Source organism: Cupriavidus sp. H19C3, assembly GCF_049393815.1.
GTDB lineage: Bacteria > Pseudomonadota > Gammaproteobacteria > Burkholderiales > Burkholderiaceae > Cupriavidus.
Genome location: NZ_CP184986.1, coordinates 1,325,312 through 1,340,704, shown reverse-complemented (window position 1 = coordinate 1,340,704; position 15,393 = coordinate 1,325,312). Strand labels below are relative to the sequence as shown.

The window sequence follows — 15,393 nt, the reverse complement described above, 5'->3', positions numbered from 1 at the left end:
CGGGGTTTCATGCAAACGTTGCAAGTCAGGGATTGTCTCGATCCCTCCGCCCGGCGCGTGGGCGTCGACCAGCGCTATCGGGATCTCGCGGACGACGACATCGAAGGCATACGTGCATTCGCGGTTTTCTCCGAGCATGGCCACTTTGCCGGGCTGGTGACCGACCGCCAGGCCACGCTGTTTCCGGGCCGCATCTTTGCCGACCTGCTGGTACGCCGCCAGCCTGAACCCCTGTTACCCGACGACGATGCCGTGCGCGCGCTCCATCGCATGCGCGAGGAAATGCAGGCCTACCTGCCGGTGGTCGACCGCGACAGCAGCTTCGTGGGCGTGATCTCGATCCAGAGCGTCCTCGCCGAACTGGTGCGCCGTGCGGAGATCTACCGTCAGGAACGCGAGGCGCTGGTCACCCAGCTGCAGGCGGAGCTGGTCAATCGCCGCGTCTCGGCCAATATTCTCGAGTCCACCAGCGATGCCGTAATCGTGCTCGACCGCACGCTGCGCATCCAGTTCGTCAACCGTGCCTTTACTACCGTGATGGGCTATCCCGCCCGCGACGTGGTGGGCCGCCGGCCGGGCTTTCTCCGTTCCACGCGTCACAACAACGCGTTCTACGCCGACATCCTCGGCGCGCTGCGCGCGGACGGGCGCTGGGAAGGCGAGGCCTGGCTGTCGCGCGCCGATGGCTCGATCGCGCCCGACTGGGTGACCGTGAAGACCGTGCTCGACGAGCGCGACGGCGTGGTCAGCTATGTGGTGATGTTCTCCGATATCGCCCAGCGCGAAAGCCTGCGCGCGCAATACCTGCACCTGGCGTACTACGACAGCCTGACCGGGCTGCCCAACCGGCAACTGTTCCAGGACCGCCTCAATCATGCGATCGAGCGCTCGGCGCGGCGCGGCTCGGCGTTTTCGCTGCTGTTCCTGGACCTGAACCGCTTCAAGGACGTCAACGACACGCTTGGCCATTCGTTTGGCGACCGCCTGCTCAAGGTGGTGGGCGAACGCTTCCGGCGGCTGGTGCGCGAGAGCGATCTGGTGGCGCGGCTGGGCGGTGACGAATTCACGTTCATCCTGCACGACACCGACAACCCCGAGCATATCAACGCCACCGCCAAGCGCATCTTCGAGGAACTGACCCAGCCGATCGCGCTGGACGGCATCCAGAGCTATGTATCGGCCAGCATCGGCGTGAGCCGCTATCCGGCCGACGGCACCACCGCCGAGGCGCTGATCATGAATGCCGATGCGGCCATGTACAGCGCCAAGGAGGACGGCATCGGCGCCTGCCATTTCTATTCGCCCAAGCTGCACGACCGCATGCTGAACCGGCTCGATATCTCCAACGCGCTGCACCGCGCGCTGGAGAAGGACGAGTTCTCGCTGGTGTGGCAACCGCAGGTGTCGCTGGCGACCGGTGCCATCGTCGGGGCCGAGGTGCTGCTGCGCTGGAATCGCGATGGCGTCAAGGCGGTCTCGCCCGCGGAATTCGTGCCGGTGGCCGAGGAGACCGGCATGATCGGCGCCATCGGCGACTGGGTGCTGCACGAAACCTGCCGTCATGCGGCGCGGCTCGAAGCGTTGCCGATCGACCCGGACTTTCGCATCGCCGTCAATTTCTCGCCGATGCAACTGCGCTGGCACAAGGAAAAATCCGTGCTGCGCACGATCCACGAGCACGGACTGGACTGCCGCCGTTTCAAGATCGAACTGACCGAAAACTCGCTGTTCCTCAACAAGGAGGGCATGGCCGAATTCGTGCGCGAACTCGGCGCGGCCGGCGTGGCGATCTCGGTCGACGACTTCGGCACCGGCTACAGCAACCTGTCGAGCCTCAAGCATCTGCCCGTGAGCGAACTCAAGATCGACCGCTCGTTTATCCACGACATGCAGGAGTCGCGCAGCGACAAGCAGATCGTGCTGGCCATGATCGGCATGGCGCAGATGCTGGGCTTGCGGGTGGTGGCCGAAGGCGTGGAACACCCCTGGCAGGTGGCGATCCTCAAGGATTTCGGCTGCGATATCGGCCAGGGCTATCTGTTCAGCCGGCCGGTGGCCTTCGACGAACTGGTGCGCCGGCTGGCGGCGGCACCGGTCGATGTACGGGCCTTGCTGTCGGCAGGCTCGCCCGTCCAGTCCGCGCTGGCCGGGGCGGCCTGAGGGCCGCGGCAAGACGTACCGCTCGCGGTACCGTACCCGCGGGCGCGCCGGCCGTTGTGGGCCGGCGCGGCGCGCCCCGGTACCGCGCTCGCGAGCGGGTCAGACCAGCGTGATCGCCGGTGCCACGTCCGCGGCCACTTCCACCGTCTGCGTGCTGGCGGTGGCGGTGACCGGTGCGGCGCCGCTCGCGTCCACGCGCGCCATCTTGTGGAAGGTGCAGCTCAGCTTGGCCGGGGTCAGCGTGACGATGGCATAGCCCTGCGCATCGGTATCGGCGTAGTGGAGCGTGGCCGGGTTGTTCTTCTTCAGCGTGTCGTTGAGCGTATTGACCACGGCGCTCACCGGCGTGGTGTACACCAGCGAACGCACCGCGGCGAACGCCGGGTTGAAGTCGACCACTTCCTTGAGGAAGCTCCAGAACGAATTGCTCGACATGCCGGCCGACACCAGATCCACCATGACGGGCGTCGGCGTGGTCGCATCGTGGTCGTCCATCACCACGCCGGCAAAGAACGAGTGGATGTCGCCGGTCAGCGCCACCACGTTGCCGATGCCTTCGGTCTTGAGGTGGTTCATCAGGTCGTTGCGCTCGGCGTTATAGCCATCCCACATGTCGGCGTTGAGGATGAAATTGTCGAGCAGGTTGACCGCCGGCAGGGCCTTGTCGAGCGCCGGTGCCCATTCCTGGTCGAACTCGTTCTGGTCGAGCGCGCCGAGCACGTTGACCAGCAGGTTGCCGAGATTGGTCCACGCCAGCGTGGGATAGGCCGGGTTGGTCTTGCCCACGGCGAGATCGGCCGTCACGGCGGTCTTGACCAGGCCTTCGAGCGTGGCATTGCCGGTGTTGCCGCCGGCGGCAAGCAGCGAATCGGTGATGCTCTGGATGACGCTGGCGGTGCCGTCGACCTTCATGCGCAGCAGCGAGACTTCATTGCCCCACAGCTTCCACTTGGTGGTGGCGCCGGACATCTGGTCCTTCCACCATTGGCGCTGCGTGTCGCCAAGCATCGAGACCGGCGTGATGGCACCGCCGGCGGCGCTTTGCTTCTGCGCCGCGGCGGCGTCGAGCGTGGCCTTCGCGACAAAGTAGCGGCTGCCGATCTCGCCGCCGGCGGCGGCCTCGGGAATGACGTGGTCGGCGCGGTAGAGGCGCTCGTCGGTCATCACCAGCGTGGCAAGATCGCCGAACTCGAACTTGCGGTAGATCTGGATGTTCTGGAACGACGGGTTGGTCAGGTCGAGGCTGACGTCGGCCGGCATGAATTCGAACCAGGCCTGGTTGGCGCTGCGGCGGCGGCCGACCTGTTCGGTCTGATCGTCGGTGGGCGTGTAGGTCTGGTGGTCCTGCCAGCAGTCGTCGGAGAACTCGTGGTCGTCCCAGATCGAGATGACGGGGAACGCCGCGTGCACGGCCTGCAGGCGCGGATCGGTGCGATAGGTCTTGTACAGGTAGCGGTAGTCGTCCAGCGTGGTGGCGTACACCGAGTTGTCGGCAAGCCGCGTGCCGTTGGGCAGCTTGAGCTGCGGGTGGGCAGCCTCGACCTTGCCGGTCTGGAAGTCCGCGCCGACGGTCTCGTAGATGTAGTCGCCCATATGGACCACGAAATCGAGATCGGGCATGGCGGCGAGCTCGGCCATGCCGGCCCAGTGGTTGACGCTCCAGTCCTGGCACGTCATGAAGGCGAACTTCAGTTGCGACACCGGAGTACCCGCGGCCGGCGCGGTGCGCGTGCGGCCGGTCATGCTGGTGACGCCGTTGACGAGATAGCGGTAGTAGTAGGTGGTAGCCGCGGTCAGATTGCTGACCTTGGTGCGCAGCGTGTAGTCCCAGTCGGGCTGGGCCTGATGCACGTCGTTGACGATCAGGCTGGCAAAGTCCTGCGTGGCCGAGACCTGCAGCGTCACGTCGACCGGCTTGCCGCCGTTATCGCCCTCGACGCGCGTCCACAGCATGACGCTGTCCGGCTTGGGATCGCCGGACGCGACCCCGTGCCTGAACGTGAAGCCCTGCGGCTGTTGCGTGCCTCCGCCGGTATCGGCATTGGTCGGGGGGGCGTCGTCGCTACCGCCGCAGGCGGCCAGGCCGGTGGTGGCGACGGAGACCGTGACAAAACTACCCCATTTGAGAAACTGGCGGCGATCCATTCTGTTATTCCGTAGGTGTGGAGAAAGTCGTGTGTTGTTATGTCTCGCACGGAGCTTTTGCCACGCCCGGCGAAGGCGCCAATTATTAATTTCATGTGTGACCGATTTGTGTCCTACCGCATGACGATACGGACATGTATTACAAGATATTTCAAATGCGGCAAGACATTCGAGTCATGGCCGGTTAAAGTAAATGCCGCCGCTGGTTTAAAGATGCAGACATAGCGAGACATTGATTCATGCCAACGCCATCGAACCGGGATGCCACCGTGGATGACAAAGACCTTGCCGCGCGCTTGATTCGCGAGCTGAAGCTGGTGCCGCACCCTGAAGGCGGCTTTTATCGCGAGACCTGGCGCGACCCGCTACGCGTGACCAGGCCTGACGGTGCAAGCCGCGACGCTTCCACCGGGATTTATTACATGCTGTGCGCCGATAGCTATTCAGCGTGGCACCGGATTCAAGCGAACGAGGCCTGGCATTTTTATGCGGGCACGCCGATCGACGTCCACGTCCTGAGCGGGCGCGACACCGTGATTACGCATCGGCTCGGTAATCCATTGCAATATTCGGAGGCGCAGTTCCAGGTCGTGGTGCCGGCTGGCCATTGGTTTGCGGCGGAACGCGTAGCGGGCGCGCACGGATTTGCGCTGGCCGGTTGTACCGTGGCGCCGGGATTCGAGTTCAGTGAATTCGAGCTGGCCGATGCGGCCGCGCTGGTGCGCGAATATCCGTCGCACCGCGCGTTGATCGAGCGTCTGGCGCCGCGCTAGCCGGCGCCGGTGATGGCCGGCGCGGTGGCCGTGTGCCCCGCGTCCGCATGGTCCGCGGGAGGGTCGGGCCGATCGGCATGCTGGCGGCTGCGGCGGGCCGCGGCGAAGTCGGCCGCATTGCCGATATGCGCGCGCATGCGCTGCGCCGCGAGTTCGGGGTCGCGCGCCTCGAACGCATCGAGGATCGATTCGAGTTCGGCAAACGATTCCTTCATGCGCGGCGGCGGGGAGGGCGTCATCTTCTTGAGCCAGCGCACCTTGTCCAGCAGGTTCAGCAGGCTCTCGGTCATCAGCGCATTGCCGGCGGTGCGATAGATCGTCGAGTGGAACATCGAGTCCAGCTCGTTGAAGTCGTCGAACACGTCCGGGCCGAACTCGGCATCGCCCGGCGGCGCCAGGCGACGGAACGCGGTGCGCAGCCGGCGCAGGGCCTCGTCGGTGAAATGCGTGCAGGCCAGTCGTGTGACGTGGGTTTCCAGCAGCAGCCGGTATTCGAAGATGTCGTGGATCTCCTGCTCGGTCACCGACTTCACATAGGTGCCGCTCTGCGGGCTGACCGCGATCCAGCCATCGTTCTTCAACTGGGCAAACGCCGTACGGATGGGTGAGCGGCCGCAGCCGAGCTCGTCTGCCAGGCGCGCTTCCGACAGCTTTTCGCCAGGCGGATAGTGCAGGCCGATGATGCGCTGCTTGATTTCGTTGTAGACGAGCGTGGCGACCGCGGAGCTCTCCGGGACCTTCAACTCGTTGGCGATTTTCACCTGGGCCTCCCGGTTGGCAAGCCCCTTGCATGGGGCGGGATATCTATCAATGTAGTCGGGTAGTTTATCGCACCGGCAACGATGCGCCAGCGCACGGTCACGCAAGTGCACATTCGGCACGATGTCTTCCAATGCCGCACCCGCCGGGCGCACCAAAATAAGGCGTAGACGCCGCAGGTCGGCCGCGCCGGCCCATCAATGGTGCCATTTAACATTCTAGTTGACTAGTTTGGTAATTGACTCCTACGATGAACATGCCCCCACATTGAGGAGAAACCTCATGTCTTTGCGTCGTGCCCTCCGCTGCCTGGCGCTTGCCGCCGGCCTCCTGTCCGCCGTGGCCCAGGTCCCGTCCGCCCATGCCCAGTACCCTGACAAGCCCATCCGCTTTATCGTTCCGTTCCCGCCCGGGGGCGCGGTGGACGTGCTGGGCCGTGTGTCCGCCAAGATGATCGGCGACGCCACGCATCAGTCCGTGGTGGTCGACAACATCGGCGGCGCCGGCGGTGCCATCGGCTCGAAGATGGCAGCGCAGTCGGCGCCGGACGGCTATACGCTGCTGATGGGCTCGACCAGTTCGCTGTCGATCAATCCGCTCTATCAGAAGGTCGGCTACGACCCCGTCAAGGACTTCACGCCGATCACGCTGGTCGCCTCCGTGCCGCACGTGCTGGTGGTCGATCCGGCCTTGCCGGTGAAGACGCTGCAGGAGTTCATCGCCTATGCCAGGGCGCGCCCCGGCAAGCTCAACTTCGGTTCGTCGGGCCCCGGCACGCCCCATCATGTGGCCGGCGAGATGTTCAACCAGATGGCGGGCGTGGACCTCGTGCACGTCCCGTACAAGGGCACGGCCCCGGCGCTGGTCGATGTCATGAGCGGGCAGGTCAGCCTGATGTCGGTGGAGATCCTGGCCGCCGCACCGCAGGTCCTGGCCGGCAAGGTGCGCGCGTTGAGCATTGCCGCCAACCAGCGCAGTCCGTTGCTGCCCGACGTGCCGACCGCGCGTGAAGCGGGGCTGCCCGGCTTCGAGGTGACCTCGTGGTATGGCGTGGTGGCACCGGCCGGTATTCCGCCCGCGGTGGCGGCCAGGCTGTCGGCCGCCGTGGCCAAGGGCCTGGAGACCCCCGAGGCCATCGAAAAGCTCAAGGCCCTCGGTGCCAATCCCGTGGGCGGTTCGCCAGAACAGTTCCATACGTTTCTGCGCAACGAGAACCTCAAGTGGGGCAAGGTCATGAGCGCCTCGAATATTTCCAACAAATAGCCGGCGAGGCGGGGCGGTGTCAGCCTGCGCGACACCGTCCGCGCATCTCCGGTGTGCCTGCATTCCCAATCCGTATCCGACCGTGCCCGACCTGGACGCGTCCGCAGCTGGCGCCGCCAGATATTTTTTTGGCGCCACTGGTCGACTAGTTTTCCAGATGGCTGACCGTATGCCGCGATACGCCACCACCACGCACCAGCCCACCCTGTAGAGGAGCCCATGACGTCTTCCACCTTTTCCCCGGCACCCACGTTTTCGCCGGCACCCATGTCTGCGTCGGAATCCATGTTTTCGCCCGCGCATTACGCCGCCACGCGCCTGCCATTGCATGAAGCCTCGCCCCTGCCGGGCTGGTGCTACACCTCGCCCGAGTGGTACCAGCGCGAGATCGACACCATGTTCCGCAAGGACTGGCTGTGCGTGGGCCGCGTGGAGCAGGTGCCCGAGCCGGGCAGCTATTTCTCGATCGAGGTCATCGGCCAGCCGCTGATCGTGGTGCGCGACGAGCACGGCGACGTGCGCGTGCATTCCGCGCTGTGCCGCCACCGCGGCGCCATCATCACCGAGGGCGCGGGCAAGTGCCGCGCGTTCACCTGCCCGTATCACAGCTGGACCTATGCACCGAGCGGCAGGCTGATCGGCACGCCGGGTACGCCGCCGCCGATGGCTGGCGTGGCCGGCTTCAACCCGGCCGACCATGGCCTGCGCCCGATCCGCAGCGAGATCTGGGGCGGCTTCATCTTCATCACCTTCAACGCCGGGGCCGAGCCGCTGCTGACGTGGCTGGGCGACCTGCCCGCATTCCTGGCCGGCTACAGGCTCGACGAGATGCAGTGGACCAACCGCGATACGTACGAGGTGGACTGCAACTGGAAGGTGTGGCTGGAGAACGCGTTCGAGAACTACCACGCGTGGACCATCCACCGGAAGCACATGGATCCGAAGCACCCGCAGAACTGGCGTTTCGAGAAAACGCAAGGGCCATGGGAAGCGATGTTCAGCAAGCGCAGCATCGTCGCGTATGCGGGTCTGCCCGAGATCGACGGGCTGGAGGCGGACAAGGCCGCCGGCCTGTTCCACATCTGGGTGCAGCCGAGCCTGCAGATCATCCTGACGTCGTCCTATATGAAGTTCCGTCAGTACCTGCCCGAAGGGCCCGAGAAACTGCGCCTCTACGAGAACTGGACGTTCCCGCGCAGCACCATCGCGCGTCCCGATTTCGGCGACATCGTCGGCCCGGCTTACTACCACAAGTATTCGGAGATCGTCCGTGAAGACCTGGGCATCAATCCCAACGTGCAGAAGGCGATGCGCACTGGTGCCTATGAGCCGGGCCGCTTCTCGCTCGAGGAATACATCGTGCATCGCATTGCCAATCATGTGCTGGACCGCGTGGTCGGCCCCGACGCCGACGCCTCGCGCCAGAAACGCGAAGGCACGGCGCTGCAGGCGGCCTGAAGTTGGCCCGAAGCTGGCCCGAAGCTGGCCCCGATTCCGCTACCCACATGACCAGGGAGACCTCACCCATGCCCGCCACGCGCCCCTATACCGAAGCCGATCCTCTGCACGTGCATATCGAGAACTCGCGCACGATGATGCCGGTGTTCACCGTGCGGCCCGACCAGTATGACGCGGCCCTGCTGCGCCACCCCGATGTGGCCGCGCGCCTCCGTACCACCTGGGGCACCGACCAGGACATCTATCGCGACGCGCTGCAGACCGCCGATGCGATGATCACGTACCGCTTTCCGCATCGAACGCTCGGTGCGGATGCGCGCCGGCTGCGCCTGCTGCAGGTGCTGGGCGCGGGCGTCGACTACCTGCTGCCGCTCGACTGGGTGCCGCCTGGCATCGAGGTGCTGACCAACAGCGGCGCGCACCTGCCCAAGGCCGCGCAGTCGGGCCTGATGGCGCTGCTGATGGTCAACGCGCGCATGCCGGCGCTGATGTGGAATCACCGGCGCCATCGCTGGGACCGGCAGTTCACCTCGGCGCTCAACGGCAAGACCGTGCTGATCGTCGGCGTCGGTACCATCGGCGGCGGCATCGCGGAGCTGGCCAGGCAATTCGGCATGCAGGTGCTCGGCATTCGCCGCAGCGGCGCGCCGCATCCGGCCGTCGACGAGATGCACGGACCCGAGGCCCTGCATGCGCTGCTGCCGCGCGCCGACTTCGTCCTGCTCAATACCGCGCTGACCGAGGAGACGCGTTTCCTGATCGGCGCGGACGAGATCGAGCGCATGCGGACCGGCGCGGGGCTGATCAATATGTCGCGCGGCGGCCTGATCGATCCGGCCGCGCTCGATGCCGCCTTGCGCGCCGGCAAGCTCAGCGGCGCGATGATCGACGTGACGCATCCCGAGCCGCCGACGGAGGACTGGCCGTACTGGGAGACGCCCAATCTCGTGATCACGCCGCATGTGCTGTCCGACGATATCGAACACTACATCCCGCATACGCTCGACCTGTTCTTCAACAATCTCCGGCGCCATCTTCAGGGCGAGCCGCTGACGAACCTCGTCGATCTGTCGCGCAGCTACTGAGCGGGAAACAGGAGGAGACATGAGTCAGGCGACCCAGGCGTTGAGCGGCGAGCTGCGTCTCGTGCGGGTGGTGGCAATGCAGGCGGTTGCCACCGATGTCATGCACTTTGAACTGTGCGCCGCGGACGGGCGACCCTTGCCGCCGTTCGCGGCGGGCGCGCATATCGACGTGCATACGCCGGCCGGCCTGGTGCGGCAGTACTCGTTGTGCGGCGTGCCGGGCGCGACGGAGCGCTATGCCATCGCGGTCAAGTACGAACGCGCGGGTCGCGGCGGCTCGGCCAGTCTGCATGGCGACGTGGAAGTCGGCAGCGCGCTCGGCATCTCCGCGCCGCGCAATCATTTTCCGCTGGCGGACAGCACCGGCCACAGCATTCTCGTGGCGGGCGGCATCGGTATTACGCCGATCCTCGCCATGATCGAGACGCTGCAGGGCGCGGGGCGTTCGTGGGAGTTGCACTACGGCGCGCGCTCGGCCGGGCACGCCGCCTTCCACGCCGACCTTGTCGCGCGCTTTCCGGAGCGCGTACAGGGCTACTTCGGCGAGACGCCGGTGCTGCCGGTGCAGAACATCGTCGATCGCATCGATGTGCTCGGCGACGACACCCATCTCTACTGCTGCGGTCCGGGCGGGCTGATGCGCGCGGTGGCGGCCGCGGCGCGACCCGAAGTGGCCGCGCGCGTGCACTTCGAATGGTTTGCCGCGCCGGCACACGACGCCGCGGAGCAGGCCAGCCAGCCGTTCGAGGTGGAAGTCGCGTCGACCGGCGCGGTGTTGCCGGTGGCGGCCGGGGAAAGCGCGCTCGCGGTGCTGCGCGCGCATGGCATCGACATTCCGAGCAGTTGCGAGGAAGGCGTGTGTGGCACGTGCGAGGTGCGCGTGCTGGCCGGTCATGTCGAGCACCGGGACCTGTTGCTGAGCGAGGCGGAACGGCAGTCGAATCAATGCATGATGGTGTGCGTCTCGCGTGCGCGCAACGAACGCCTCGTGCTCGATCTTTGAGTCTATGGTCTATGGAGACGTCATGGAGAACGAATTTTTTCCTGCGCTGAGGCGGGTGGGTCAGACCGTCTATGTCGGGCTGCAACTTCCGGTGCGGGCGACGCAGCCCGAGCTCGCCGAAGCCACTGCCATTGGCGAGCAGACCGATCACGTTTTTCGCAGCCTGGTCGCATGCCTGGAAGCGGCCGGCGGCAGCATGGCCGACCTGACCAAGCTGCACACCTATTATCTGTTCGATGGCGACGGCGCCGCCGTGACCGATTACTGGGAGCGCATGACCGCGGTGCGCCTGCGGCATCTGGCCAACCCCGGCCCGGCGGCCACCGCGTTGCGCGTGCAGGGCGTCGGCGGCGGCGCGGGTCTGATCGCGGTGGACGGCATTGCCGAACTCGGCGGCGACCGGCAGCGCATCATGCCGGCGCACGCCTGGGACTGGAGCATGCCCACGCCGTTCTCGCAGGGCTGGCGCGTCGGGCATCGGATCTATGTGGGCGGCCAGATCTCGGCCGACCGCCAGGGCCAGGCGCTGGCACCGGGCGAGGTAGAGGCGCAGACGGAGAACACGCTCGAATATATCGAGCATGTGCTGCGCGACGCGCAGGCCGGCTGGCCCGAGGTCACCGCCATCAAGATTGCCTACCAGCATGGCGCCGATGCGGACGCCTCGCGCCGGCTGGGCGCGCAGATCGTGGCCGGCGTGGCGCGGCGCTGCGGCGCACACAAGCCCGCCATCACGATGATCGGCGTCAATCTGCTGTACGAGGGTTTGCTGCTCGAGATCGATGCGATGGCGTCGCGGACGCCGGGCAAGCCGGTCTGGCCCGCGGGCAGCGAGGCCTGGCAACTGGCGCCACAGGGGTTTGCGCCGGGCTGGCTGGCCGGCGCCGAACTGCATGTCGGCGCGCAGGCCGCGCCGGGGCAGGACGGCTTTGCCGCGCAGCTCGATGGCGCGCTGGCACGCGTGGCGGCGGTACTGGCGGCCGCGCACGCCACGCCGCGCGACCTCGTCAAGCTCAACGTGTTCGTGGCGGCGGGCCAACCGCAAGACCTCGCTGACCGCGTGCGGGCCGCGTTGCGCGACTTCCTGGTGGCCGGACGCACCGTGCTCAGCATCGTCGAGGTGGCCGGCTTCATGGCGCCCGGGCAGCGGGTGCAGGTCGATGGACTGGCCATCCTGGGGCAGCCATGATCGATGCCATCGACCTGACGCGCGAGCTGGTCCGCATCCCGTCGCTGAATCCGCCCGGCGACGAGGAACGTTGCGCGCGTTACCTGGCCGGGTTGCTGGCCGATGCGGGCTTCGCGGTCCGGCTCGACACCTTTGGTCCGCGGCGCTTCAACCTGACCGCGAGCTTGGCCGGCAGCAATGGCGGCAAGCCCCCGGGGTTTACCGGCCACCTCGACACGGTGCCGCTCGGTGCCGCGGACTGGCGCCACGATCCGTTTGGCGCCGAGATTGTCGACGGCAAGCTGTTCGGTCGCGGCAGCAGCGATATGAAGGCCGGTATCGCCGCGTTCGTGGTGGCGTGCTGGCAGGCGCGCGACGCGCTGCGCGACGGGCCCGGCGTGCGGCTGCTGCTGACCGGTGGCGAGGAAACCGGCTGCGACGGTGCGCGTGCGATGGCGGCCAGCGGTCAGGCCGAGCCGCTCTCGGTACTGATCGTCGGCGAGCCCACCGGCAACTATCCGTGCATTGGCCACAAAGGCGCGCTCTGGCTGGAAGGCGTGGCCAGCGGCAAGACTGCGCATGGCTCGATGCCCGAGCGCGGCGACAACGCGATCTACAAGGCCACGCGCGCGATCGAGGCCCTGCGCGCGATGCCGCTTGACGCGCACCATGCACTGATGGGGCGGGCTACGCTCAATGTGGGTACCTTCCACGCAGGCCTCAACGTCAATTCGGTGCCCGATCGCGCCACCTTTACCGTCGATATGCGTACCGTGCCGGGCATGCGGCATGAGTGCCTGTGCACGCGCCTGCGCGATCTGCTGGGTGGCGACATCGCGCTTGCGCCGCTGGTCGACGTGCCGCCGCTGCATTCGGATCCCGACGATCCCGTGCTGGGCGCCATCTTCGCGATCTGCGCGCGCTATCACCACCAGCCGCTGGTGCCGCGCGCCGTGCCGTTCTTTACCGATGGCAGCACCTTGCGACCGCTGACCGGCGATCCGCCCACGGTCATCCTCGGTCCGGGCGAACCGGCGATGGCACATCAGACCGATGAGTATTGCCACACTGCGCGCATCGACGAGGCGGTACAGATGTATCGGGCCATTCTCGAGCGGGCAGAGATGTTTGGCGGCTAGGAGGGCATAGGTCCCGTCGGCGGTACGAGGGCCGCCGGCGGCGTCAAAAGATGGACGGCGGCGAGGCCTCCATAAATCAATTAACGGCCTTGCATTGGTTGAATCCACCAGCGCGGCTACCGCCGCAACTACCGGCACGATGAGCGACGCCGTGCGCGGCAAGCCGATATTCAAGAAATTTGAATAACTATGACAGCGATAGCCTTCTTCCGTTCGCCGGGCGATCGCTATAGTTCTGCACATGGACAGCGCGATACGCGGCCAGCAGCCAGCCGGGCGGAAGAGGAAGCCGCCAGGCAAGTCGGCAAGCGAAGCCCGCGCCGCCCCATAAAACCTCAAACTTATTGAATCATCTTTCTGGAGAGCCCCCATGTCGAACGCCAACAATGCCAAGCTGCAAGTCCTGACCCCGCGCAACAGCCAGCTGATCATCATCGACCACCAGCCGCAGATGGCCTTCGGCGTGCAGTCGATGGACCGCCAGACCATGAAGAACAACGTGGTGGGCCTGGCCAAGGCGGCCAGGATCTTCGATGTGCCCACCACCATCACTACCGTGGAAAGCGAGTCGTTCTCCGGCTACACCTATCCCGAACTGCTCGACGTGTTCCCCGGCAAGGAGACGCTCGAACGTACCTCGATGAATTCGTGGGACGACCAGAAGGTGCGCGACGCGCTCAAGGCCAACGGCCGCAGGAAGATCGTCGTGGCCGGCCTGTGGACCGAGGTCTGCAACACGACCTTCGCGCTGAGCGCCATGCTCGAAGGCGATTACGAGATCTACATGGTGGCCGACGCCTCGGGCGGCACCACCAAGGAAGCGCACGACTACGCCATGCAGCGCATGATCCAGGCCGGCGTGGTGCCGGTCACCTGGCAGCAGGTGCTGCTGGAATGGCAACGCGACTGGAAGAACAAGGACACGTACGACGCCGTGACCGGCCTGGCCAAGGAGCACTCGGGCGCCTACGGCATGGGCATCGACTACGCCTACACCATGGTGCACAAGGCCGCCCAGCGCACCCAGGGCGCCCACCCGTCGATCGCGCCGGTTCATGCCCCGGTAACGGAATACTGATCGCGACGGGTGGCGGCGCGGCATCGACGGCCGCGCCGTTCATGCATCGGCACCGCGCAGCACGGGGACCGCAATGACACGCAGGCAGAAACTTGGACGCAGGCTGGAAATGGCCACCGTTGCCTTTGCGACGGGATTCACCACACATGGGCAGACATCTTCGTCGCTCGGGATGTTCGCCGGCACGCTCGCGGTTTGCGCACTCGTCGCCCGTAGCGTAGCGCGCCGGCGCGGCCCGCACGGCGGCCTGGCGCTGCAGCCGCGGGCATGACGGGGCTGCCGGCGTCAGTCCCGGCATCCTTCTTCCGAATTACCTGGCCATGAACGCGTCGATTTCCCGCGCCAGCTCGCGCGGATACTGATACATCATCGCGTGGCCACCGCCACTCACCTCGAGCCAGCGGGAATCCCTGAAGGTCTGCTCCAGCGCGGCGGCGTTGAGCGGGGAGAGCACGAGGTCCGCACTGCCGGACAGGATCAGGGTAGGAATGGCGACTTTGCGCAGCGCTGTCAGGGCCGCCTGATCGCGCGTCCACGCGGCGAGCGCGCGCTCCTGCCGGCCGCTGGCCGCCGGCGGAATCGACGGCGGCGCATAGCCCGCCGGGCGGAACATGTCCTTGACGAAGCAGCGCATGGCGTCTGCCACCAGTGCATCGGGAAACAGCACCGTCATGACCTGGCGGAAGTGATCGGGACCATTGCCGGACAGCGCCTTCATGACCTCGGGCGGCACTGCCTCGCCGGCGGGCCCGGGCGGCAACGTGTTCATCAGTACCAGGCGCCGCACCAGCGTCGGCGCCTGCACCGCCAGCTCCTGCGCTATGGCGCCGCCCATCGACCAGCCCAGCACCGTGACGTCGCGCAGGCCCAGCTGTTCGATCAATGCGGCGGCATCGTGGGCAAAGGCCTGCATGGGATCGCCGCCCGCCCCGGGTGCAGCGGGGAGGTCGCGCGTATCGAGCGTATCGGGCGTATCGAGCGACGCGCCGATGCCACGGTTCTCGAACACGATGACCTCGTGCGAGGCCGCCAGCGCGTTGAGAAACGCGGCGTTCCAGTTGGCCATGCTGGCGCGATAGCCGGTAATCAGCACGATGGGCGTGCCGTGGCCGAAGCGGAAATAGCCGATCTGCCCCTGCGCGGTGGCCAGCGTCTGCTGCTGCACGGCCGGGGGCTGCTCGGCGCCGCAAGGCATATCGGTGGGCCAGTCCACGGTGCCGGCATGACAGGCCCAGGACAGCAGCAGCCATGGCAGGGCACGCAGTGCGGGCCGCACTGTCCTGAGCAGCATCGAGGGCAACATCGAGGGCGGGTTCGTGGGCAAGATCGTGAGCCTCATCGGTCGTTCTTCACGCGGAGCGG

General features: G+C 66.4%; 12 protein-coding genes. 9 read left to right on the top strand and 3 right to left on the bottom strand.

Features of this window, described 5'->3' with window-relative positions:
• Positions 1–9: 9 nt before the first annotated feature.
• Complete coding sequence (locus DFLDMN_RS25575; RefSeq protein ID WP_423198553.1) at positions 10–2,160, top strand: putative bifunctional diguanylate cyclase/phosphodiesterase; 2,151 nt, start codon at positions 10–12, stop codon at positions 2,158–2,160.
• A gap of 99 nt (positions 2,161–2,259) precedes the next feature.
• Here the strand turns inward: DFLDMN_RS25575 and DFLDMN_RS25570 are convergent, their stop codons facing one another.
• Positions 2,260–4,305, bottom strand: a complete 2,046-nt coding sequence (locus DFLDMN_RS25570) for an alkaline phosphatase D family protein (protein WP_423198552.1) — start codon at positions 4,303–4,305, stop codon at positions 2,260–2,262.
• Between the two features lie 239 nt (positions 4,306–4,544).
• Here DFLDMN_RS25570 and DFLDMN_RS25565 point away from each other — a divergent pair, with 239 nt between their 5' ends.
• Complete coding sequence (locus DFLDMN_RS25565) at positions 4,545–5,078, top strand: cupin domain-containing protein (protein WP_423198551.1); 534 nt, start codon at positions 4,545–4,547, stop codon at positions 5,076–5,078.
• On the opposite strand, the gene DFLDMN_RS25560 is transcribed toward DFLDMN_RS25565, so the two are convergent.
• Positions 5,075–5,839 carry a GntR family transcriptional regulator gene (locus DFLDMN_RS25560; RefSeq protein WP_423198550.1) on the bottom strand — a complete coding sequence of 255 codons (765 nt, stop codon included), beginning with the start codon at positions 5,837–5,839 and terminating at the stop codon, positions 5,075–5,077. The two genes, DFLDMN_RS25565 and DFLDMN_RS25560, sit on opposite strands and share 4 nt — an antisense overlap.
• Before the next feature lie 280 nt (positions 5,840–6,119).
• On the opposite strand from DFLDMN_RS25560, the gene DFLDMN_RS25555 reads away from it, so the two are divergent.
• The 7 genes from DFLDMN_RS25555 to DFLDMN_RS25525 all read left to right on the top strand — a co-directional run bounded on the left by DFLDMN_RS25555 (position 6,120) and on the right by DFLDMN_RS25525 (position 14,031).
• Positions 6,120–7,100 carry a Bug family tripartite tricarboxylate transporter substrate binding protein gene (locus DFLDMN_RS25555; protein ID WP_423198549.1) on the top strand — a complete coding sequence of 327 codons (981 nt, stop codon included), beginning with the start codon at positions 6,120–6,122 and terminating at the stop codon, positions 7,098–7,100.
• Positions 7,101–7,385: 285 nt separating this feature from the next.
• On the top strand, positions 7,386–8,558 hold the full coding sequence (locus tag DFLDMN_RS25550; protein ID WP_423198548.1) for an aromatic ring-hydroxylating oxygenase subunit alpha: 1,173 nt from the start codon (positions 7,386–7,388) through the stop codon (positions 8,556–8,558).
• 68 nt (positions 8,559–8,626) lie between these two features.
• Positions 8,627–9,643: an NAD(P)-dependent oxidoreductase gene (locus DFLDMN_RS25545; protein WP_423198547.1), complete on the top strand. Its 1,017-nt coding sequence runs from the start codon at positions 8,627–8,629 to the stop codon at positions 9,641–9,643.
• Positions 9,644–9,662: 19 nt separating this feature from the next.
• Positions 9,663–10,646 carry a PDR/VanB family oxidoreductase gene (locus DFLDMN_RS25540; protein WP_423198546.1) on the top strand — a complete coding sequence of 328 codons (984 nt, stop codon included), beginning with the start codon at positions 9,663–9,665 and terminating at the stop codon, positions 10,644–10,646.
• Positions 10,647–10,668: 22 nt separating this feature from the next.
• Entirely contained in the window at positions 10,669–11,835 is a 1,167-nt protein-coding gene (locus DFLDMN_RS25535) for a RidA family protein (RefSeq protein ID WP_423198545.1), read from the top strand.
• Positions 11,832–12,953 (top strand): M20 family metallopeptidase, encoded by a 1,122-nt coding sequence (locus DFLDMN_RS25530; RefSeq protein ID WP_423198544.1) that lies wholly within the window; start codon positions 11,832–11,834, stop codon positions 12,951–12,953. The genes DFLDMN_RS25535 and DFLDMN_RS25530 overlap by 4 nt, the downstream gene beginning before the upstream one ends.
• 370 nt (positions 12,954–13,323) lie before the next feature.
• A complete protein-coding gene (locus DFLDMN_RS25525; protein WP_423198543.1) occupies positions 13,324–14,031 on the top strand; it encodes a hydrolase in 708 nt (235 codons plus the stop codon).
• Between the two features lie 310 nt (positions 14,032–14,341).
• Here the strand turns inward: DFLDMN_RS25525 and DFLDMN_RS25520 are convergent, their stop codons facing one another.
• Positions 14,342–15,370 (bottom strand): alpha/beta fold hydrolase, encoded by a 1,029-nt coding sequence (locus tag DFLDMN_RS25520; RefSeq protein ID WP_423198542.1) that lies wholly within the window; start codon positions 15,368–15,370, stop codon positions 14,342–14,344.
• Between the last annotated feature and the right edge of the window lie 23 nt (positions 15,371–15,393).